Genomic DNA, 19,673 nt, shown 5'->3' on the forward strand with positions numbered 1-19,673 from the left:
CTCGGCGCGTGACAGGCCCTCACCCGCCTCGCTTACGCTCGGCACCCTCTCCCGCAAGCGGGAGAGGGGCTACTTCCGCACCTCTTTCGCCACGGTATCGAGCAGCCCGTTCACGAAGGCGGTCTCGCGCTTGTCGTAGAAGGCGTGCGCCACGTCGACATATTCGCTGATCACGCTCGCCACCGACACATCGGCGCGGGCGAGCAGCTCGTAGGTGCCGGCGCGCAGGATCTGGCGCATCGGGCGGTCGAGCCGGGACAGGCTCCAGCCCTGGGCGAGCTTGGCCGCGATCAGCCGGTCGATTTCCTCGCGCCGCGCGTCGACGCCGGTCACGATGTCGTCGAAGAAGGCGACCTCGGCATCGGCATATTCGACGTCTTCGATCGTCGCGCCAAGCCGGTGCATGTGGAATTCGTGCAACAGCGGACGGAGCGCGGTCCCTTCCATTTCCTGCTGGTACAGCGCCTGCACCGCGGCAAGGCGGGCGGCGGAACGGGATTTGGATCGTGCGGTCTGGGTCATTGGCCTAATCTGAGGGCGACGGAGCGTGCGTGGGCCGGTAGCCCTTCCGCCTCCGCCAGTGCAACCGCGGCCGGCCCAAGTTTTTGCAGCGACTCCGCCGAGCAGCCGAGAAAGCTCGTGCGCTTCATGAAATCCAGCACGCTGAGCCCCGACGAAAAGCGCGCGCGGCGGCCGGTCGGAAGGACATGATTTGGGCCGCCCAGATAATCGCCGATCGCTTCCGGCGTGTGGCGGCCAAGGAAGACAGAGCCGGCGTGGCGCACGGCCGCGAACAGCGGCTCGGGATCGGTGACGGCCAGCTCCAGATGCTCGGGCGCGAGCCGGTCGATCAGCGGCGCGGCGTCGATCAGCCGTTCGACCAGGATGATCGCGCCGTTCGCGTCCCAGCTCGCTCGCGCCGTCGCGCCGGTGGCGAGTTCGCCGGTCTGGCGGTCGACCGCGGCCGCAACCGCGCCGGCGAACCCATGGTCGTCTGTGAACAGGATCGACTGGCTGGTCGGGTCATGCTCGGCCTGGCTCAGCAGGTCGGCGGCGATCCATTCGGGATCGTTGTCCGCATCGGCGATGACCAGGATTTCCGATGGCCCCGCCACCATGTCGATGCCGACCACGCCGTAGAGCTGGCGCTTGGCTTCCGCGACCCAGGCGTTGCCGGGCCCGACGATCACGTCGACCGGATCGATCCGGTCGGTCCCGTACGCGAGCGCCCCGATCGCCTGCGCGCCGCCGATGCGCCAGATTTCCTCGATGCCGACCAGCGCCGCCGCCGCCAGCACGAGCGGATTGACCTCGCCTTTAGGCGTCGGCGTCACCATCGCCAGCCGCTCGACTCCGGCGACCTTGGCGGGAATCGCGTTCATCAGCAGCGAACTCGGGTATGCCGCCCGTCCCCCGGGCACGTACAGCCCTGCCGCCTCGACCGGCCGCCACCGTGCGCCAATCCGCACGCCTGCGGCGTCGACTTCGTCGCGATCCGCCGGCCGTTGCTTTTCGTGATAGGCAGCGATGCGCGCGGCAGCGAGCTCCAGCGCCTCGCGCAGATCGGGCCTGAGCGCATCGAGCGCCGCCCCGCATTCCGCCGCATCGATCTGCCAGCCGCTCGTTTCGAGGTCGTGGCCATCGAACGCTTGTGTGTAGTCGCGCAGCGCAGCGTCGCCTTCTGCACGCACGCGAGAGAGAATCCCGAGCACGTCAAGCGACACGTTGGCATCTGCCTCGCACCGCGCATTCACCAGCGCGTCGAAGCGGGCGCGGAAATCGGGATCGGAGGCGGAAAGGCGGATCATCGCACCGCCGCCCGGAACGCGTCTATCAGCGGCCCGATCTGCGGCGAGCGCATCTTGAACGCCGCGCGGTTGGCGATCAGGCGCGCGCTGACCTCGGCGATGACCTCAACCTCGACCAGCCCGTTCTCCCTGAGCGTGCGGCCGGAGGACACCAGGTCGACGATCCGGCTGGACAGGCCGAGCAGCGGCGCCAGCTCCATCGCGCCATTGAGCTTCACGCATTCGGCCTGCACGCCCCGCGCCTCGAAATGCCGGCGGGTCAGCGCCGGATATTTGGTCGCGACGCGGACGTGGCTCCATTCGCGCGGGTCGTCCAGCGCGGCGAGCGTCGCCGGCTCGGCCACCGATACGCGGCAGCGCCCGATGCCGAGGTCGACCGGCGCGTAGAGCTCGGAATAGTCGAACTCCATCAGCACGTCGGAGCCGACGATCCCCAGTTGCGCGGCACCGTGCGCGACGAAGGTCGCGACGTCGAACGCACGCACGCGGATCAGCGAGATGTCCGGCCGGTTGGTCGCGAAGCGGAGCGCGCGGCTGGCTTCATCGGCAAAGGCGGGCTCAGGCTTGATCCCGGCGCGCGCGAGCAAGGGGAGTGCCTCGTCGAGGATGCGCCCCTTCGGCACGGCGATGATGACGGGATCGGCCATGGCCGGGCGGCTTTAGAGGTGCCGCCACCGCCGGGCAACTAACGCTGCCGCGGCTTCGTGTCGTTGAGCGCAATCTGGTTGGTGACTGAGCGGCAGCTCGCCATCAGTTCGGGGAAGTCGAGGTCGCCGTTCCTGATCAGCTCGGCTTCGGCGGCCTGCTGGCATTGGGCCATCGTTTCGAAGCGCGTGTCGACGATGCGGGCCTGCGTGCATTGATAGCCGCCGTCGCCGCAGCCCATGATCGCCATCACGTAAATGAACGGGCCCATCGCCACTCTCCTCGGGAGCGACTCAACCAATGACATTGCGACCGGTTGCATTGGTTTCGCGCGCGGTCCTCCCTACATCGACGAGGATGTCGAAATCTGTGACCGGGGGCACATCGGACGACCGGCTCAGCTGGGCGATGTTCCGCCGCTTCCTTCCCTATCTGTGGCCGGAGCATGAGCCGGCGATCCGCAGGCGCGTCGTCGCCTCGCTGGCGCTGATCCTGATCGCGAAGGCGACGACGCTGCTGATGCCGTTCGCCTACAAAGGCGCGATCGACCGGATGGCGCCGGGGCTGGAGCCGGGCGCCGCCCTCGCGGTCGCGCTGGTCGTCGCCTATGCGGCCGCCCGCTTCGGCGGCGTGTTCTTCGACAATGTGCGGAACACGATCTTCGAGCGGGTCGGCCAGGACGCGACGCAGCGGCTGGCGACCCATGTGTTCCGGCACCTGCACGACCTGTCGCTGCGCTTCCACCTGGAGCGGCGGACGGGCGCCGTCACCAAGGTGATCGAGCGCGGCACCAAGAGCATCGACGTGATGCTCTATTTCCTGCTGTTCAACATCGGCCCGACCGTGATCGAGCTGGGCGCGGTCGCGGTGATCTTCTGGGTCAAATTCGGTTTCGGCATGGTCGCGGCGACGTTCAGTATGGTGGCGGCGTACATCCTTTTTACCCGCAAGGTGACCGACTGGCGCGCGAAGCTGCGCGAGCAGATGAACGAGCTCGACACCGGCGCGGTCGCGAAGGCGGTCGATTCGCTGCTGAACTACGAGACGGTCAAATATTTCAACGCCGAGGACCGTGAGGCCGCGCGCTACGAAAAGGCCGCGCGCGCCTATGCCGATGCCGCAGTCAAGTCCGAGAACTCGCTCGCCTGGCTCAATATCGGCCAGTCGCTGATCACCAACCTGATGATGGCGGGCGCGATGGGCTTCACGGTCTGGGGGTGGAGCAAGGGCCGCTTCACGCCCGGCGACGTGGTGCTGGTGAACACGCTGCTCGCCCAGCTGTTCCGGCCATTGGACATGCTCGGCATGGTCTATCGCACGATCCGCCAAGGGCTGATCGACATGGCGGCGATGTTCAACCTGATCGACACCAATGCCGAAGTCGTCGACGTGCCCAACGCCCAGCCGCTGATCGTCAGCGAGGGCCGGGTGAAGTTCGACAATGTCCGCTTCGGCTATGAATCGGGCCGGCCAATCCTGAAGGGCGTCAGCTTCCTGGTGCCCGGCGGCAAGACGCTGGCGATCGTCGGGCCGTCGGGCGCCGGCAAGTCAACGATCGCGCGGCTGCTGTTCCGCTTTTACGACGTGAGCGGCGGCAGCATCTCGATCGACGGGCAGGATATCGGCCGCGTGCAGCAGCGGACGCTGCGCGCCAATATCGGCATCGTCCCGCAGGACACGGTGCTGTTCAACGACACGATCGGCTACAATATCGGCTATGGCCGCGCCGGGGCGACCCAGGACGAGATCGAGGCTGCGGCACAGGGCGCTGCGATCCACGGCTTCGTTTCGAAGCTGCCGGAGGGCTACCGATCCCAGGTCGGCGAGCGCGGGCTGAAGCTGTCGGGCGGCGAAAAGCAGCGCGTCGCGATCGCTCGCACCTTGCTGAAGGACCCGCCGATCCTGATCCTCGACGAAGCGACCAGCGCGCTCGACAGCCGCACCGAAAGCGCGATCCAGCGTACGCTGCGCGACGTGTCGGAGCGCCGCACCACGATCGTCATCGCCCACCGCCTGTCGACGATCGTCGACGCCGACGAGATCGTCGTGCTGAACGAAGGCCGCGTCGCCGAACGCGGCACCCACGCCAGCCTGCTGCGGCAGGGCGGGCTCTACGCGGAGATGTGGGCGCGCCAGGCGGCGGAAGCGGAGATGGCGGAGGCATAGCGCGGTCTCCAGAGACCGAACGGAATAAGAGGCAGCTTTACCCGAAACTCACGCCATGCCACCCGCGGTGCATGAGCGAGCAAGACGTACGTGAAGCCTTCCGCAACCAGGCGATCTTCTGCGACCGCTCTGGCACGCCCGTCACTGCCGCCGTGGTGCGCGGGATCGCCGCGGCGCTGGATCGGTCGACCGAAACCGGCCGGCGCGTGCTTGATTGGCAGGGCGATCCGCGCGGCAGCGGCGATTCGGTGCCGCTGCGGCTCGCCGGCGGCTTCCACGCGCTCGCGCGGCGCGGGGCCGACGAGCGGCTGTCGCGGCTCTACAGGGGTGAGCTCGAGGGCAGCGACGCCGTGGTCGCCGGCGTACTGCATCGCTTCGATGCGGAGCTCTCGTCCTGGCTCGATTCGCCACCGCAAACCAACGAGACCGGCCGCGCCGCGCCGATCATGGCGGCGTTGCTGCTGCTCGCCGAAGACTATGGGCTGCCGTTCGAGCTGATCGAGCTGGGCGCGAGCGCCGGGCTCAACCAGAACCTCGACCGCTTCGGCTATCGTCTCGGCGAAACGCAGGCGGGCTATGCCGAGTCGCCACTCCAGCTTGCGCCCGCATGGGAAGGCGGTTCGCCGCCTCAAGCCGAGGTCAGGGTCGTCTCTCGCTGCGCGATCGACCAGAGTCCGGTGCCGGTCGCCGATCCTGCGCAACGCGAGCGGCTGATGGCCTATTGCTGGGCCGACCAGGCGGAGCGCATCCAGCGGCTCGAAGCCGCGCTTGCGCTCGCCGCCGCGCACCCGCCCCGGGTCCAGCAGGCCGATGCCGCCGATTTTGTCGAGGCGGTGCTCTCTGAGCCGCAGGCGGACGGGGTCTGCCGGGTGATCTTCCACACCATTTTCTGGACCTATGTGCCGGCCGACAAGCAGGCGCGGGTGCGCTCTGCGCTGGCCAGAGCCGGCGAACGCGCGACGCGCGCGCGGCCACTCGCCTGGGCACGCTACGAGCTCAACGGGCAGGGCGGGGTCGCCGAGCTGCACCTGACGCAGTGGCCCGGCGGGCGCGAACGGCATTTGGCGACCGGCCATCCGCACGGCAGCGCCATCGCCTGGCACGGTTAAAGCCTTCTCAACCATCTTCCGCCAACAAGGGCGCCAAATCGAGGTGCCCATGAAGATCCAGCTGCGTTCGTCCGAACTCTCCACCCTGCTCGACCAGGCGCCGCCGGGTGTGCGCTGGCTGTCGCTCGACTGTTTCGATACGCTCGTCTGGCGCGATACGGCGACGCCGGCCGATGTGTTCGCCGACCTCGATTTCCCCGGCGGCGCGATCGAGCCGCGGCGCCGCGCCGAAGACGCTGCGCGAGCTTGGGCCAAATTGTACCGCGACAGCTTCGAGGTGTCGCTTGATGATATCCACGAGCGGCTTCGGCCCGGCGGCGATGTCGCTGCCTCGGTCGAGGCCGAACTGGCTGCCGAAGCGCGCCACTGCTTCGGGTTCGAGCCGGTCAAGCAGCTGATCCGCGACGCCAAGGCGCGGGGGCTGGGCGTGATGATCGTGTCCGACACCTACCTGGACGAGGCCCAGCTGCGCGCACTGATCGCGACGGCGGCGGGCGCGGACATCGCGGCGCTGATCGATCGCGTCTTCCCGTCGAGCGCTTATGGAATGAACAAGAGCGACGGGCTGTTCGGGCCGGTGCTGGAAGCGCTCGGCGCCGCGCCCGGCGAGCTGCTCCATGTCGGCGACAATCCCGTTGCCGACCAGGTCGCGCCCAGCGAACTCGGGATCAACACGGTTCACCTGCTGCAATTCGACGACGCGGCCAGGGCGCGGCTTCGCCTCGAAGCGGCGGCCAGCGCGATGATCCAGCCGGACGTGCGCGTCACGCGGCCCGCATGGCAGCCGCACCGTCCGCTCGTTTCCCTCCGCGAGGAATCGGACCCGGCCTTTGCGCTCGGCCACGATGTTCTGGGGCCGTTGCTGCAGACCTACGCCCATTGGCTGCGCGAGGAGCGGCGCGCGATCGCCGAGCGGAGCGGCCGGCGCACGCACCTGTTGTTCCTGCTGCGCGACGGCTTTCTTCCCGGCCGGGTGTTCGAAGAGCTGTTCGCCGACGAGCCCGCTCGGCTGGTCGAGATCAGCCGCCACACCGCCGCAGGCGCCAGCCTGGTCGACGAGGCGGCGGTGCGGGCCCGCCTTTTTCACGAAGGCAAGTACATCTCCGTGGGGATGCTGGCGGGGCAGTTTCACTTCAAGCAAGGCGAGCTTGCGAAGCTGAAGCTTGACGAGCTGGCCGACGATCCGGACTTCGTCGCGACCGTGCTGCGGCCCGAGATGCTGCGCCAGATCGTCCATCGTTCAGCGCGGTTCGCGGATCGGCTGATGGCGCACCTCAAGCGCGTCGGCGTCGCGGAAGGCGATGCCGTCATATTCGCCGACCTCGGTTACCAGGGTTCCGTTCAGGATCAGATCGCCCCGATGCTGGTCGAGCGCATGGGGCTTCAGGTGGCCGGTCGCTACCTGCTGCTGCGCGAAGGCCAGCAGACCGGCCTCGACAAGCGGGGGCTGATCGATGCGCGCCATTATGATCAAAGGGTGCTCGACTCGCTGTTCGGCCCCATCGCGGTGCTTGAGCAGCTCTGCACGATCGCGCAGGGATCGGTCGTCGACTATAAATTCGACGGTACGCCGGTCCGGAAAGTGGCGGGAATCAAGTCCGCCCAGAGCGCGACGCGTGATCGGGCGCAGGCCGGGGCGGTCGCCTTCGCCCGCCGCAGCAAGGACGTCGCCTTGCCGGGAGACTTCGAGCCGTGGCGCATCGCGGCCGGGGCATCGCTCGCGCGGCTGCTGTACCTGCCGACGCCGGAAGAAGTGGAGGTGCTTCTCCGCTTCGATCACGACGTGAATCTCGGCACCGAAGCGTTGGTTCCGCTGGTCGACTCGGAAGCGGCCGTCGCCGGCCTCAGATCGCGCGGCCTTCCCTATCTGATGCACGCCAATCGCATCTACATCCCGGGCGAGATTCGCGGGCAGGGCCTGTCGCTCAACCTGTCGATGCTCGCCTGGTGCCGCTACGGCTTGGAGATTACGACCGGCGACATGGCCGGCTTCCCGATGACGCTCCCGGTGATCATCGCGGACGCGCAGGGCCAGACCCTGACCGAGATCGAAGCGCATCCGACCCATGACGGCTATTATGCGATGGCGGTGCCGATGGGCGCCGGGCGGTTCACGGTCGGCGTGCAATGGGGCGCCGTGCTCGAATGCGTGCAGATCGAATCGGCCCGCGTCCATATCGTCGAAAGCTTCGGCACCAAGGGCGACGGGCTGTCGGTGCCGGCGACGCCGGTCCATGACGGCATGGAGACGCTCGCGCCGGGCCTGTATCGCTGCACCAGCCTGGCGTCGCTGACCATGGTCCCGCCGCCAGGACTGAAGCGCGATGTCGACGTGATGTTGTACATCGTCTTCCGCCCGGTCGTGCGGCGCGGCGAAGCGGCGGACGTCAGGCAGGCAGCCTGATCGATTCGATGCGCGGCCATGCTCTCCGGCCGATAGCGCTCGCGGCGGCTCTCGGCGCCGGTCTGCTGGTCCTCGCCGTCTCGCAGCTGGGCAATCTGTTCCAGGTCGACGCGACGACCTTCTACGCCGCCGGCCGCATGTGGCTGGACGGGCTCGATCCCTATGGACCGCAGTTCGCGGCCTATGCGGCGGCGCACGGCCTGCCGCCGCAGTTCGTGTGGGTCTATCCGCCGCAATGGTGGCTGATCGCGACCGGACTGGCGTGCCTTGCGCCGCATCACGCGTTCCTGGCATGGAAGGCCGCCAACCTGGTGCTACTGGGCGGCGCCGCGATCCTAGCCTGGCTGGCCGCGAACGGTCCCGGTCGGCCCGTTCCTCCCGCCGCGGCGATCGCCTTCCTGCTGTTCGCGTGCTTCTCGGATGCCGCGCTGGCCGGGTTCGATCTGGGCCAGACCAATGTCCTCGTCCTGTTCGGCTTCGCCGCGATGATGTTCGGGCTCCGTCGGGGCAATGCGGCCATATCGGGCCTGGGCCTGACATTGCTGCTGCTCAAGCCCCAGTTCGGGCTGATCTTCGCAGCGGTCGCCCTGTCCAGGCGGGAGCTGCGCCGTCCGGCCATGCTGGCGCTGGCAGCGACCGGCCTGCTGTGTCTTCCGCTCATCGTCGTGTCCGGGCTCGGCGGCTTTGCCGAAAGCATGGAGCGCCTGCTCGCCAATCTCTCCGTCTATCCGACATTGAAATGGAACCGGCCGCTGGAGCTGGCGGGGCTGGACTTTGTTGCCGCGCTGAGCGGCGGTCCCGAGCTGTCGGCGCTGCTTTACGTCGCTCTCGCGATCGGCAGCTGCCTGCTCGCGCTCCGCCGCCACGGGCCGATCGAGGACGTCTGGATCGCCACGGTTGCCGCCGCGGTCTTCGTGCTGCCGCTCCACGGCTATGACTTCTTGCTGGCCGGGACCCTGTTGCTGCTGATCCGGCATCTCCGGCGCTGGGCGGCGGTGTGCCTGTGCCTTGCCCTCGGCCTCGTCTTCCGTCCGATCAATTTCGCTCTGCTGATCGGGGCGGGGCCGGTCCCGTATGAGCAGGTCTGGCCCAGCACGATCGCCTATATGGCGTCCTACACTCTCGCGGGCCTCCTCATCTTCGTGGCCGGCCTGTCGGGGCGGACGTCATACGGCGCGCTGGTCGACCTCCCGGATGGCGGTCATGACCCGGTCCGGCGCGACCCAATGGACCATGTGACCGTGCCTCTCCAGCCGGTGAAGGCTGCTCTGCGGCAATAGCCGGTGCAGCCGCTCGGCCTGCGCAAAAGGTACCAGCCGGTCACCAACGCCGGCAACGATCGCGACCGGAAGCTGCAGCTCGGCATAACGCTTAGAGAGTCGAAGCTCGGCAAGCTGCAGAAGCCCGGCATCGCCTGCCGTCGCCCGGATGTGGCTTGGCCTCAGCCCCAGCTCGGCCGGGAAGGCGGCGAAGGCCGCAGGCACCGGATCGGGCGCGAAGATCTGCTCGACAATTCGGGCGCGCGCGGCGCGGGCCAGCAGCGGCATCGCCGTGTTTGCCAGCAAGGTGCCGAGGATCGGCAGCGCCGGCACAGCGAGCAGCATCGGTTCCGCCCGCATCACCGGGAAATAGGGGCCGGCGAGCAGCACCAGCCCGGCCACGTCCCGCGGATGCCCGAGCGCCAGGGCGAGTGCGGGCAGAGTGCCCCAGCTGTGCCCCAGCACAAGCGGCCGCTCGATGCCGAGCCCGGCGAGCGCGCCGCGGATCAGGGCCGCCTGCGCTTCAGGCGTGGACAATCGGCCGCCGGGCCTCTCGCTATAGCCGTAGCCGGGGCGATCGAACGCGATCACCCGGTATTGCGCGGCGGCGCGATCGACGAGGCCGGAGCCGAGAAGGTCCTGCACCAGCGCCGCCATGCCGTGCAACATCACCAGGGGCCGGCCCGCGCCGCGCTCGACATAATGCAGCCGGACGCCATCGACTTCGACGAAGCGGCCGGCCGGCGGCGTTGCCGCCTCGGCGTCACGGGCCCGGCGGCGATTGTAGAGCGCGGCCGCGCCCAAAGCCGCTGCGGCCAGGCCCAGCTTCGCAATCGGGGGCGTTTTTCGCTCTGCCATGGCCGTTTGTCGGCCCGCGGCTGCCAAAAGAAAACCCCCGGCGCCGCAGGGCGCCGGGGGCTTGGAACGCTTACGCTACTGGTGCGAAGCCGTTTAGCGCAGCAGGCTCAGCACGTTCTGCTGGCTCTGGTTCGCCTGGGCGAGCATCGCCGTCGCGGCCTGCGACAGGATCTGGGACTTGGCGAGATTGGTCGTCTCGACCGAGAAGTCCGTGTCCTCGATGCGGCTACGCGCATCGGACAGGTTGGCGACGTTCTGCGTCAGGTTGTTGACCACCGACTGCAGGCGGCTCTGGCCGGCGCCGAGCGACGCGCGGGTCGTGTTGACCGCATCCAGCGCGGTGTCGACATTGTCCATCGCCGTCTTCGCGTTGGTGTCGCTGTCGACGGCCGTGCTCGAGTTCAGGTTCGACAGCGAGGTGAAGGTCAGGCTGATCGAGTCGCCGTTGTTCGCGCCGATCTGGATCGCAACCGAACCCGCCTTCGCCGTGTAGCCCGAGCCGCTGCCCGAGTTGAAGATGCGGGTGCCGTTGAACTCGGTGGTCGCCAGGATGTTGGTGATCTGCGCCTTGAGCTCCGTGACCTCGGTGTTGAGGTTGGTGCGGTCGGTGTTCGAGTAGGTGCCCGAAGCCGACTGCACCGCCAGCTCGCGGATGCGCTGCAGCATGTTCGAAACCTCGCTCAGCGCGCCTTCAGCGGTCTGGGCGTACGAAATGCCGTCATTGGCGTTGCGGATCGACTGGCTCATGCCGCGGATCGCCGCGGTCATCGTCGAGGCGATGGCGAGGCCCGCCGCGTCGTCCTTGGCGCTGTTGATGCGCTTGCCGGTCGACAGGCGCTCCATCGCCGTCTGCAGCGAAGCTTCTGCCATGCGCGAACCGTTCTGGGCGCGCAGGGCTGCCGAGTTGGTGGAAATAACAGTCATAACACGTCTCCAAATGTCACTCCGGCTGTCGCTCCTTCCCCCCGGAGAGCCGGATCGAAGCCAGAGCCGCCACTGCACTGAACGGCCGCCATCAGCCGGACTTTAGGGTGGCCTGGCGGATTTTTCCGGCGTCCCTCACGCGCGCATGCGGCAAAGAAGGCAGCGTTAACCGGGGCTTTACCCTGTTCGCCGATACCAGCCCCCGAAGGCCGCGAGGCCGGACAATCTCGGGGGCAGAACAGAAGATGCAGTCGATTTTCTACAGCGAGGCCGCGGGACAGACCCAGACGGTGCTGCTGTCGTGGCTGCGCGGACTCGGCTGGGATGTCCGGCCGTTCGCCGGCGGCCGCATCAATGCCGGCGACTCGTTCATCGTGACCGAAGGCGAGCCGCTGCCGGCTCCGCGCTCCACGCTGGTGCTGGGATCGGGCGACGACCGCCGGCTCGTTGCGGCCGGCGATACCGCGCCGGCACGCCTCGGCTATGGCCAGGAAGACCTGGTGTTCGGCCACGCCTTTGCCGCCGCGTTGCTGCGCGGCACCGCGCCGACTGCCGCCGATCCGAATACGCTCGCCCTGTTCGCGCTCGCGGAGCGGGTGGCCGCCAGCGACATCACCGTGCTGGTGAACGGCCCGACCGGGACCGGCAAGGAAGTGCTGGCCCGCCACATCCACGCTAACTCGCCGCGCGCGGACGGACCGTTCGTTGCCGTCAATTGCGCCGCGCTCCCGGAAACCATGCTCGAGGCGCTGCTGTTCGGCCACACCAAGGGCGCTTTCACCGGCGCCGGCCAGGCTGCGCAGGGCTTCTTCCGCGCCGCGCATGGCGGCACGCTGCTGCTCGACGAAATCGCGGAAATGCCGCTTGGCCTGCAGGCCAAGCTGCTGCGCGTGCTCCAGGAGCGCGAAGTGGTGCCGCTGGGCGCGACCACGCCCGAGCCGATCGATGTCCGCGTCATCGCCTGCGCGAACCGCGACCTGCCCGCCGAAGTCGAGGCCGGCCGCTTCCGCGCCGACCTTTATTACCGCCTCAGCGTTTTCCCGCTCACCACCACGCCGCTGGCGCATCGCCGGCAGGACATTGCCGCGCTGGCCGCGACGATGATCCTGCGCCACGCCGGCAATCGGGCCGCGATGCCCTGGCCGACCCAGGCCGCGCTCGATGCGCTGCAGGCGCATGACTGGCCGGGCAACGTCCGCGAGCTCGAGAACGTCATCCAGCGCGCGCTGCTGCTCGCGCCCGCTGACCGGATCGAGGCCAGCCACATCGTGTTCGATGCGACCGCGCGTCCGGCCCCGGTGCCGGTTCCCGCCGCCGATCCGACCCTCGGCAACATCGTGCGGCTGCACGAGGTCCAGGCGATCCAGGACGCGCTCGCGGCCTGCGGCGGCAACCGCACCGAGACCGCCAAGCGCCTCGGGATTTCCGAGCGCACCCTGCGCTACCGCCTGGCCCGCATCCGCGAAGCCGGCGGCAATATCGCCCCTAGCCGGAGTGCCTGGGCATGAGCATCAGCAGCATCTCGGGCGCCGATCGCGTGATGGCGATCCGCGCCCAAATCCTCGAGCGCAACGCCGCCCTGCAAAAGGCGGCGCAGGTCGGCGGCAATGCCGCTCCGGCGACGAACGACGCCGCCTCGGGCGCCGGCAACAGCTTTGCGGCGACCCTCAACGCGGCGCTGAAGCAGGTCAATGCCAGCCAGAGCGCCGCGCAGCAGGCCAGCGAAGCCTATGAGCGCGGCGAGACCGTCGACGTCGCCCAGGTGATGCTCGCCCGCCAGAAGGCCTCGGTCGCGTTCGAAGCGACGCTGCAGGCCCGCAACAAACTCCTGTCCGCCTACAAGGACATCATGAGCATGCCGGTATAATCTAGATGGCCAGCAACGCACTCACCCCAGCTTCGCAAGGCGAGGTCCTCCCCGCCGCTCCCGCCGGCGCCGCTCTCGGCGATGCCGGGCGCAACCCGATGGGCGCGCTGCAGCGCGTCTGGGCTCAGCCCGCGGTCAAGAAAAGCGCGCCGCTGATCGGCCTGCTGGGCCTGCTCGGCTCCGCCGCGCTCGCCTGGACCCTGGTCGCGACGCCGCCGCAGAAGATCCTGTTCTCAGGCCTATCGGACGCCGACAAGGCATCCGCGTCCGAGGCATTGTCCCAGGCCAAGATCGACAGCCATATCGACCCGCAGACCGGCACGCTGACCGTCGCCGCGGACGATTATTACAAGGCGCGGATGCTGCTCGCCTCGCAGAACCTGCCCAAGGCGACGCCGGGTGGCTATGCGATCCTCGACCAGCTGCCGATGGGCGTCAGCCGCGCGGTGGAAGGCGAACGCCTGCGCCAGGCGCGCGAGACGGAGCTGGCCAAGTCGATCGAGGAGATCGAAGGCGTCACCGAGGCGCGCGTGCACCTCGCGATGCCGGAAAACACCGTGTTCGTCCGCGACAACGCGGCGCCGTCCGCGTCGGTGATCGTGCGGCTCGCCGCCAACCAGTCGCTGTCGGAAGCGCAGGTCCGCTCGATCGTGAACCTCGTCGCGTCGTCCGTGCCGGGCATGAAGCCCGATGCGGTGACGATCGTCGACGGCGCCGGCTCGCTGCTGACCAAGCCCGGCGGCGCCGGCGCGAGCGGCGTCAACGACGAGCGCATTGATTTCCAGCGCCGGGTTGAGAACAAGTATCGCGAGCAGCTGACGCAGCTGCTGACGCCCTTGGTCGGCGCGGGGAATTTCAGCGCCGAGGTGCAGGCCGAGGTCAATCTGGACGAAAGCCAGGCGACGCGCGAGGCTTACGGCAAGGAAGGGGCGCTGCGCGCCGAACAGGGCAATTGGACGGGCAACCAGGCGGGGCCGGTCGGTGCCGAAGGTATTCCCGGCACGCTCTCGAACACGCCGCCGCCCGCAGCGCAGGTCAAGGCCGGTCAGGCAGCCGCTCCTGCCGGTGCCGCGACGCCGGTTCCTGGCGGCAAGGTGCCGGACCAGCTGAAGCAGTCGGACCAGTTCTCGCGGGCCTATGAGCTCGACAAGGAAATCTCCGTCACCCGCGCGGTGCCGGGCAGCATCAAGCGGCTGTCGGTCGCGGTGGTGCTGCGCGATCCCGAGACGGGCAAGCCGCGCAACCCGCAGGAGATCGCGCAGATCACGGACCTGGTCCGCGCCGCTGTCGGCTACGATGCCGCCCGCAACGACCAGGTGACGGTCATCTCGCGCAAGTTTGCGGGAGCGAGCGAGGAAGAGGCGAAGTCGCCCTGGTATGATGCCGGCTGGTTCCCGGTCGTCGCCCGCAACCTGACCGCGCTGGTGATTGCCCTGCTGGTGCTCTTCGTCGGGCTGAAGCCGATGCTGAAGATGATGGGCAGGAAGCGCGAGGAAGGCGGCAGCGACCTCGGCGAGTTCGCGATGACGCGGCCGCAGGGGGTCAGCGTCGAGGCGCTGGAGAATGCCCAGGACTATGAGGACAAGGTGAAGCTGGTGCGCGATTTCACCCGCGACAACCCGGCGCGCGCCGCGCTCGCGGTCAAGGACATGATCCGCTCCGACGGGAAGGCCGCCGCATGATGCAGGAGCCCGCCCGGGCGTTCACCGGGGTCGAAAAGGCGGCGGTGCTGATGATGCTGGTCGGCGACGACGAAGCCGCCGCCATCCTGCAGAACCTCGACCCGGAGGAAGTGCGGATGCTGGGCCGCGCGATGTTCGCGGTCGCGGACGTCGCCGAGCCGCAGGTCGTCGAGGTGCTGGACGAGTTTGTCGGCAAGGCGAAGGGCAAGAACACGATCGGCTTCGATCCGCGTCCGCAGATTGAGACGATGATGACCAAGGCGCTGGGCGCGGACAAGGCGGAGAACGTGCTGGCCCGCATCACCCCGCGCGAGGAAGCGTGCGCGATTCCGCTGCTCGACTGGCTCGACGCAGGCGAGATCGCGGCGATGGTCAAGGACGAGCATCCGCAGATCGCGGCAGTGCTGCTGGTCAATCTCGATCCGGCCGTCGCCGCCCAGGTGATCGAGCAGCTGCCGGACGCGATGCAGCCGGACGTGCTGCACCGGATCGCGACGCTGGGTCCGATTCCGCCCGATGCGCTCGACATGCTGCGCGACGTGCTGTCGCGCCGCGCCAGCGCCGCCCAGAGCGCGGCGGCGGTCCCGCTCGGCGGCGCCAAGGAAGCGGCGGCGATCATGAACAATGCCCGCAAGGCCACCGAGCAGCGGGTGATGCCGAAGGTCGCCAAGATCAGCAAGGAGACCGCGAAGGCGATCGAGGAAGAGATGTTCGTCTTCGATCATCTGCTCGCGCTCGACGACAAGAGCATGGGCACGCTGCTGCGCGGCGTCGAATCGGACGTGCTGGTGCTGGCGCTGAAGGGCGTCGACGATGCGGCGCGGGGCAAGTTCCTCGGCTGCATGTCCAGCCGCGCGGCGGACGGCATCCGCGACGAGATGGAAGCACGCGGCCCGGTCAAGCTGTCGGAGGTGCTGGAGGCGCAGAAGACGATCCTCGGCATCGCCCGCCAGATGGCCAAGGACGGCGCGATCCGCCTCGCCGGCGGAGACGACGACTATGTCTAGGTTCGCAGGGGCCGCTGAGGCGCGGCCGGTGGATTTCGGTGCGCTGGGGGCGGCGATGTCGGGCATGCGCGGCGGCTTCGCGGCGGGCGGCCCGGTCCATTTCTCGCCGGCACCGCAGCCGCAGCATTTCCGCCCGGCCACGCCGGGCGCCAACCCGACGGCGGGTTGGGATCCGTTCGACCCGATGGGCGAGAAGGGAAATTCGGACCGGCAGCCGCCGCACGACGCGATCGATGCCGCGCGCGCCGAAGGCTTTGCCGAGGGCATGGCCGCCGCCGAACGGATGGCGGCCGAGCGTGGCGAGGCAGATGCGCAGGCGCTCGCCCGTATTGCCGCCGGCCTGGAGGCGATCAGCGCCTTCGATCGCGACGCGCTCGCCGGCCGGTTGAGGCAGACCGTCATGTTTCTGGTGTCGCGCCTGATCGGCGAGGCGGGGGTTTCGGCCGAGATGCTCGGCCGCCGCGTCGAGTCGGCGGTCGCCTTGCTTGCCGACAGCGCCGAAGCCGCGGTGCTGAAGCTCAATCCTGAGGACCTGCCGCTGGTCGAGGCACAGCTGCCCGCGACGGTGACGGCGGTCGCCGACGTGGAGATCGATCGCGGCGGCTTCCGTATCGAGACCCGCACCACCTCGATCGAGGACGGTCCGGACGCCTGGCTCGCCCAACTCGCCGCCGCGCTCGATCGGGCGGCACTGCCGGATGCCGGCTGATGCTGAAGCGATTTGCCGAAGACTATCTCTCGCGCCTGGCCCTGGACTTCTCGCCGCAACCTGAAGTGGTCGGGCGGCTCGCCTCGTTCGACGGGCTGCTGATGGAGGCCGTCGGCATCACGGTGCCAGTCGGAACCGTCTGCCGGATCGGCTCCGGCGCGGGCGCGGTGGAAGCCGAAGTGATCGGCTTTCGGGCCGGCAAGACCTTGCTGATGAACCTGGGCGGCCCCGCGCCGCTGCTTCCCGACGCGCCGGTGCGGCCGGTCGGCCAGCCGGGCGAGGCGCAGGTCGGCTCCGCGCTGCTCGGTCGCGTCGTCGACGGCGCCGGCAATCCGATCGACGGGCTCGGCCCGATCCGCGGCGCCAAGAGCTGGCCGCTTGCCGGCAGGCCGCAGAACCCGCTCGACCGCGCCCGCGTGACGCAGCCGCTCGACGTCGGCGTACGCGCGATCAACGGCCTGCTGACGATCGGTCAGGGCCAGCGCGTCGGCATCATGGCCGGCTCCGGCGTCGGCAAGTCGGTGCTGCTGGGCATGATCGTCCGCCAAGTGAAGGCGGACGTGGTCGTGGTCGGTCTGATCGGCGAGCGCAGCCGCGAGGTTACGGACTTCCTTGAAACCAAGGTCGCCGGCGCGGCGCGCGAGCGCGCGGTAATCGTCGCCGTGCCCGCCAATCATTCGCCGGTGCTCCGCATCCGCGGCGCGATGCGCGCGACCGCGATCGCCGAGGCGTTCCGCGCCGAAGGAAAGCGCGTGCTGCTCATCATGGATTCGCTGACGCGCGTCGCGCACGCGGGCCGGGAGATCGGCCTTGCGCTGGGCGAACCGGCCTCGGCGCGCGGCTATCCGCCGTCCGCGATCGCGATGCTGCCGAACCTGATCGAGCGGGCCGGCGCCGATGCCAAGGGCGGCGGCTCGATCACGGCGATCTACACCGTGCTCGCCGACGGCGACGACGGCAGCGACCCGGTCGTCGACTCGGCCCGCTCGATCCTGGACGGCCACATCGTGCTTTCGCGCAGCCTCGCGGAGCGCGCCGTCTATCCGGCGATCGATCTCGGCCCCTCGGTCAGCCGGGTGATGACCGACATTGCCGCACCCGAACATATCGCCGCCGCGCGCGTGCTGCGCCGCCACCTCGCCACCTATGAGGAGAATCGGGACCTGATCCTGATGGGCGCCTATCGCGGCGGCGCCGATCCGCAGATCGACCAGGCGCTCGCCTATCACCCGGCGATCCTCGACTATATCCGGCAGGACGCCGATGCCGCCGTTTCTCTGGATGATTCCGCCGCCGAGCTGGTCGGCATCTTCGGCGACGGCTGATGGCACGCGACGCGAAGCGGCTCGGCCGGATGCTGCGCGTCCGCTCGCTCCAGCTCGACCTTGCGCGCGCGGAGCAGGCGGCCGCCGCCGAGCGCGCCTCCAGCGCCACCGCGCTTGCCGCACGGATCGAGTCGCTCCGCCAGGACGTCGCCCCGCGAGAGGGGCGTGACCAGGGCCTCAGCCTGTTCGCCGCCGCCCATTATCGCGACCGGCTGGCGAAGAGCCAGGTCGAGGCGCAGCGGCGGGTCCAGATCGCGCACCAGCAGCTCGACCAGGCGCGCGACGCGGCCAGCGCCGCCAAGCGCGATCATGGCGTCGTCGAGAAGCTGATCGAGCGCGAGCTGGAGCTGCAGGCGGCGGCGGCGCGCAAGGCGCTCGAAAACGCGCCGCATCATGCACGTGCGCTGGCACGGACCTTGCTGAAGGACGGCTGATGCCGTCGCTCAACATCTCTCTGCCCGGGGTTCCGACCCTGCTCACCGGCCTCTCACCGGTCGCCGCGAGTCCGATCGCGGCGACCGACGGGGCGGCGCCGCCCGCGTTCGCCAGCGTGATGGACGGGCTCGGCTCCGCGCTTGACGCATCGCCGCCGCTCCAGCTGCCGCCGACCGGCACGAACTTGCCGCCGCAGCGGCCGGATGTTGCCGGTGCGCCGGCGCCCTTGCCGGAGCTCGACGTCGAAGCCGTGATGGTCGGCTCCGCCGGCCCGGTTCCGGGTGTTGCCCCGACGACGGCTGCGGCTCCTGCGCCCATCACCGTCGCCGGAGACGAGCCGGCGCCGCAGGCATCGCCTGCGTCTCCCGACCCGGGTCCGATCGCCTGCGGGTTGGATATCGGGAAGCCCGGCATGCCTCGCGCGCCGCAAGCGAAGCCCGGCGCCCCCGCGCCGGTCCAGCTTCCACCTGAACCGGCTGTCGACCTGCCCGACGCCGATCCCTCCGCGCCCGCAGCCGATACCGACAAGGCCGTGCCCTCGCAGCCGGCGCCGGGACAGGCCGCCGATGCTCCGCCGCCCGCGCCCGGCTTTGCGCCTGTCGCCTGGACGCCGCCTCCGCCGCAGCAGGCGGAGGCCCCCGGCGGACCCGAGACCGGTGCCGTCGCCGCCGAGAAACCGGCGCAGCCCGCCGCCCCGCCGGCGCAACCCGGGCCTGTACCCGCACAGGCCGACCCCGGCTCGCCGCCGGCGCAACCAGGGCCTGCGCCCGCACAGGCGGGCACCGGCTCGCCGCCGGCTACGGCTGCGCAGCAGCCGGTCACCGCGCCCCAGCCGGCCGCACCGCAGCAGGCGACTGCACTACCCCACAGCTTTACGCTGCCGCCCGAGGTCGCGCGCGACATCGCCCAGCTGGTGAAGGCGGCGGTCGGTGAGCGCGATGGCCATGACTCGCGAAGCGCGGGCGAATCCGCCCCGCTCGCGGCCGCGACGTCGTCGCCGCTGCCCCAGCCGGCCGTGGCGCCGCCTGCACCGCTGCACCCGAGCTTCGCAGCCGTGCATCGGCCGGTGATTGACACCGGCCGCGCCGAATGGGTGCAGGCCATGATTGACCGCATCGCCGAGATGCCGCAGCCGGAAGGCGGCAGGCGCGATGCCCAGATCCGCCTTGTCCCCGACGCGCTCGGCCCGGTCGACGTCAAGATCGAGCAGCGCCAGGAGCGGCTCCACGTCACGCTGAACGCAGAGACGCCCCAGGCGCGCCAGTTGCTGAGCGACGCCGCGCCCAGGCTGCACGAGCTCGCCGAGGCACGTGGCATCCGCTTCGCCCACACCGGCTTCGGCGGTGCCGAATCGCATGATCGCCGCCAGGCGCCGGACCAGCAGCCGGCCGCGCCGACCCGTCCCCGCCCGACCGAATCGGCCGCGGCGGAGTCCGACTTCAACCCCGATGGCGACCTGATCGCCTGATCCACAC

General features: G+C 69.5%; 18 protein-coding genes. 12 read left to right on the forward strand and 6 right to left on the reverse strand.

Annotation, left to right across the window (positions count from 1 at the left end; all coding sequences use genetic code 11):
- Positions 1 to 69 precede the first annotated feature (69 nt).
- The 4 genes from nusB to GON01_RS13725 are packed head-to-tail and all read right to left on the reverse strand — an operon-like array spanning position 70 to position 2,724.
- Positions 70 to 522: a transcription antitermination factor NusB gene (nusB, locus tag GON01_RS13710; protein ID WP_157027933.1), complete on the reverse strand. Its 453-nt coding sequence runs from the start codon at positions 520 to 522 to the stop codon at positions 70 to 72.
- The gene (hisD, locus tag GON01_RS13715; RefSeq protein WP_157027934.1) at positions 519 to 1,808 is read right to left on the reverse strand and encodes a histidinol dehydrogenase; all 1,290 of its coding nucleotides are present in this window, start codon (positions 1,806 to 1,808) and stop codon (positions 519 to 521) included. Before hisD ends, nusB begins: the two co-directional genes overlap by 4 nt.
- A complete protein-coding gene (hisG, locus tag GON01_RS13720; RefSeq protein WP_157027935.1) occupies positions 1,805 to 2,455 on the reverse strand; it encodes an ATP phosphoribosyltransferase in 651 nt (216 codons plus the stop codon). The genes hisD and hisG overlap by 4 nt, the downstream gene beginning before the upstream one ends.
- A 38-nt stretch (positions 2,456 to 2,493) precedes the next feature.
- Positions 2,494 to 2,724, reverse strand: a complete 231-nt coding sequence (locus GON01_RS13725) for a hypothetical protein (RefSeq protein ID WP_157027936.1) — start codon at positions 2,722 to 2,724, stop codon at positions 2,494 to 2,496.
- Between the two features lie 86 nt (positions 2,725 to 2,810).
- Between GON01_RS13725 and GON01_RS13730 the strand changes: the two genes are divergently transcribed.
- The 4 genes from GON01_RS13730 to GON01_RS13745 all read left to right on the forward strand — a co-directional run bounded on the left by GON01_RS13730 (position 2,811) and on the right by GON01_RS13745 (position 9,412).
- Positions 2,811 to 4,619, forward strand: coding sequence for an ABCB family ABC transporter ATP-binding protein/permease (locus tag GON01_RS13730; protein WP_157027937.1), 1,809 nt, complete (start codon positions 2,811 to 2,813; stop codon positions 4,617 to 4,619).
- Between the two features lie 71 nt (positions 4,620 to 4,690).
- A complete protein-coding gene (locus GON01_RS13735; RefSeq protein WP_157027938.1) occupies positions 4,691 to 5,728 on the forward strand; it encodes a DUF2332 domain-containing protein in 1,038 nt (345 codons plus the stop codon).
- A 49-nt stretch (positions 5,729 to 5,777) separates the two neighbouring features.
- On the forward strand, positions 5,778 to 8,132 hold the full coding sequence (locus GON01_RS13740; protein ID WP_157027939.1) for a hydrolase: 2,355 nt from the start codon (positions 5,778 to 5,780) through the stop codon (positions 8,130 to 8,132).
- Between the two features lie 8 nt (positions 8,133 to 8,140).
- Positions 8,141 to 9,412, forward strand: coding sequence for a glycosyltransferase family 87 protein (locus GON01_RS13745; protein ID WP_157027940.1), 1,272 nt, complete (start codon positions 8,141 to 8,143; stop codon positions 9,410 to 9,412).
- Here the strand turns inward: GON01_RS13745 and GON01_RS13750 are convergent.
- Together GON01_RS13750 and GON01_RS13755 are read right to left on the reverse strand one after the other, a co-directional pair.
- Positions 9,299 to 10,249 carry an alpha/beta fold hydrolase gene (locus tag GON01_RS13750; RefSeq protein ID WP_157027941.1) on the reverse strand — a complete coding sequence of 317 codons (951 nt, stop codon included), beginning with the start codon at positions 10,247 to 10,249 and terminating at the stop codon, positions 9,299 to 9,301. The genes GON01_RS13745 and GON01_RS13750 overlap by 114 nt on opposite strands.
- Positions 10,250 to 10,342: 93 nt before the next feature.
- A complete protein-coding gene (locus GON01_RS13755) occupies positions 10,343 to 11,173 on the reverse strand; it encodes a flagellin N-terminal helical domain-containing protein (protein ID WP_157027942.1) in 831 nt (276 codons plus the stop codon).
- A gap of 245 nt (positions 11,174 to 11,418) precedes the next feature.
- Here GON01_RS13755 and GON01_RS13760 point away from each other — a divergent pair, with 245 nt between their 5' ends.
- From GON01_RS13760 to GON01_RS17255, 8 genes are read left to right on the forward strand one after another with little or no spacing between them, the layout of a single operon-like run.
- Positions 11,419 to 12,681: a sigma-54 interaction domain-containing protein gene (locus GON01_RS13760; RefSeq protein WP_157027943.1), complete on the forward strand. Its 1,263-nt coding sequence runs from the start codon at positions 11,419 to 11,421 to the stop codon at positions 12,679 to 12,681.
- Positions 12,678 to 13,040 (forward strand): flagellar hook-basal body complex protein FliE, encoded by a 363-nt coding sequence (gene fliE / locus GON01_RS13765; protein WP_157027944.1) that lies wholly within the window; start codon positions 12,678 to 12,680, stop codon positions 13,038 to 13,040. The genes GON01_RS13760 and fliE overlap by 4 nt, the downstream gene beginning before the upstream one ends.
- A 5-nt stretch (positions 13,041 to 13,045) precedes the next feature.
- Positions 13,046 to 14,722 (forward strand): flagellar basal-body MS-ring/collar protein FliF, encoded by a 1,677-nt coding sequence (fliF, locus tag GON01_RS13770; RefSeq protein WP_157027945.1) that lies wholly within the window; start codon positions 13,046 to 13,048, stop codon positions 14,720 to 14,722.
- Positions 14,722 to 15,729, forward strand: coding sequence for a flagellar motor switch protein FliG (fliG, locus tag GON01_RS13775; RefSeq protein ID WP_408640932.1), 1,008 nt, complete (start codon positions 14,722 to 14,724; stop codon positions 15,727 to 15,729). Before fliF ends, fliG begins: the two co-directional genes overlap by 1 nt.
- 28 nt (positions 15,730 to 15,757) lie before the next feature.
- Positions 15,758 to 16,438, forward strand: coding sequence for a FliH/SctL family protein (locus GON01_RS13780; protein ID WP_309503281.1), 681 nt, complete (start codon positions 15,758 to 15,760; stop codon positions 16,436 to 16,438).
- Positions 16,438 to 17,763 carry a FliI/YscN family ATPase gene (locus tag GON01_RS13785; RefSeq protein ID WP_157027948.1) on the forward strand — a complete coding sequence of 442 codons (1,326 nt, stop codon included), beginning with the start codon at positions 16,438 to 16,440 and terminating at the stop codon, positions 17,761 to 17,763. The genes GON01_RS13780 and GON01_RS13785 overlap by 1 nt, the downstream gene beginning before the upstream one ends.
- Positions 17,763 to 18,197 carry a hypothetical protein gene (locus GON01_RS13790; RefSeq protein ID WP_157027949.1) on the forward strand — a complete coding sequence of 145 codons (435 nt, stop codon included), beginning with the start codon at positions 17,763 to 17,765 and terminating at the stop codon, positions 18,195 to 18,197. The genes GON01_RS13785 and GON01_RS13790 overlap by 1 nt, the downstream gene beginning before the upstream one ends.
- The gene (locus GON01_RS17255; protein WP_157027950.1) at positions 18,197 to 19,666 is read left to right on the forward strand and encodes a flagellar hook-length control protein FliK; all 1,470 of its coding nucleotides are present in this window, start codon (positions 18,197 to 18,199) and stop codon (positions 19,664 to 19,666) included. The genes GON01_RS13790 and GON01_RS17255 overlap by 1 nt, the downstream gene beginning before the upstream one ends.
- Positions 19,667 to 19,673: the final 7 nt, after the last annotated feature.

Origin of the sequence: Sphingomonas horti, assembly GCF_009753715.1 — a bacterium.
Classification (GTDB): Bacteria; Pseudomonadota; Alphaproteobacteria; order Sphingomonadales; family Sphingomonadaceae; genus Sphingomonas_B; species Sphingomonas_B horti.

Coding starts and splice junctions, on each gene's coding strand:
- GON01_RS13785 (WP_157027948.1), top strand. CDS start 16,438: ATGCTGAAGCGATTTGCCGAAGACTATCTCTCGCGCCTGGCCCTGGAC.
- nusB (WP_157027933.1), bottom strand. CDS start 522: ATGACCCAGACCGCACGATCCAAATCCCGTTCCGCCGCCCGCCTTGCC.
- GON01_RS13755 (WP_157027942.1), bottom strand. CDS start 11,173: ATGACTGTTATTTCCACCAACTCGGCAGCCCTGCGCGCCCAGAACGGT.
- GON01_RS17255 (WP_157027950.1), top strand. CDS start 18,197: ATGCCGTCGCTCAACATCTCTCTGCCCGGGGTTCCGACCCTGCTCACC.
- GON01_RS13745 (WP_157027940.1), top strand. CDS start 8,141: ATGCGCGGCCATGCTCTCCGGCCGATAGCGCTCGCGGCGGCTCTCGGC.
- GON01_RS13750 (WP_157027941.1), bottom strand. CDS start 10,249: ATGGCAGAGCGAAAAACGCCCCCGATTGCGAAGCTGGGCCTGGCCGCA.
- hisG (WP_157027935.1), bottom strand. CDS start 2,455: ATGGCCGATCCCGTCATCATCGCCGTGCCGAAGGGGCGCATCCTCGAC.
- GON01_RS13730 (WP_157027937.1), top strand. CDS start 2,811: ATGTCGAAATCTGTGACCGGGGGCACATCGGACGACCGGCTCAGCTGG.
- GON01_RS13790 (WP_157027949.1), top strand. CDS start 17,763: ATGGCACGCGACGCGAAGCGGCTCGGCCGGATGCTGCGCGTCCGCTCG.
- GON01_RS13725 (WP_157027936.1), bottom strand. CDS start 2,724: ATGGGCCCGTTCATTTACGTGATGGCGATCATGGGCTGCGGCGACGGC.
- hisD (WP_157027934.1), bottom strand. CDS start 1,808: ATGATCCGCCTTTCCGCCTCCGATCCCGATTTCCGCGCCCGCTTCGAC.
- fliF (WP_157027945.1), top strand. CDS start 13,046: ATGGCCAGCAACGCACTCACCCCAGCTTCGCAAGGCGAGGTCCTCCCC.
- fliE (WP_157027944.1), top strand. CDS start 12,678: ATGAGCATCAGCAGCATCTCGGGCGCCGATCGCGTGATGGCGATCCGC.
- fliG (WP_408640932.1), top strand. CDS start 14,722: ATGCAGGAGCCCGCCCGGGCGTTCACCGGGGTCGAAAAGGCGGCGGTG.
- GON01_RS13760 (WP_157027943.1), top strand. CDS start 11,419: ATGCAGTCGATTTTCTACAGCGAGGCCGCGGGACAGACCCAGACGGTG.
- GON01_RS13740 (WP_157027939.1), top strand. CDS start 5,778: ATGAAGATCCAGCTGCGTTCGTCCGAACTCTCCACCCTGCTCGACCAG.
- GON01_RS13735 (WP_157027938.1), top strand. CDS start 4,691: ATGAGCGAGCAAGACGTACGTGAAGCCTTCCGCAACCAGGCGATCTTC.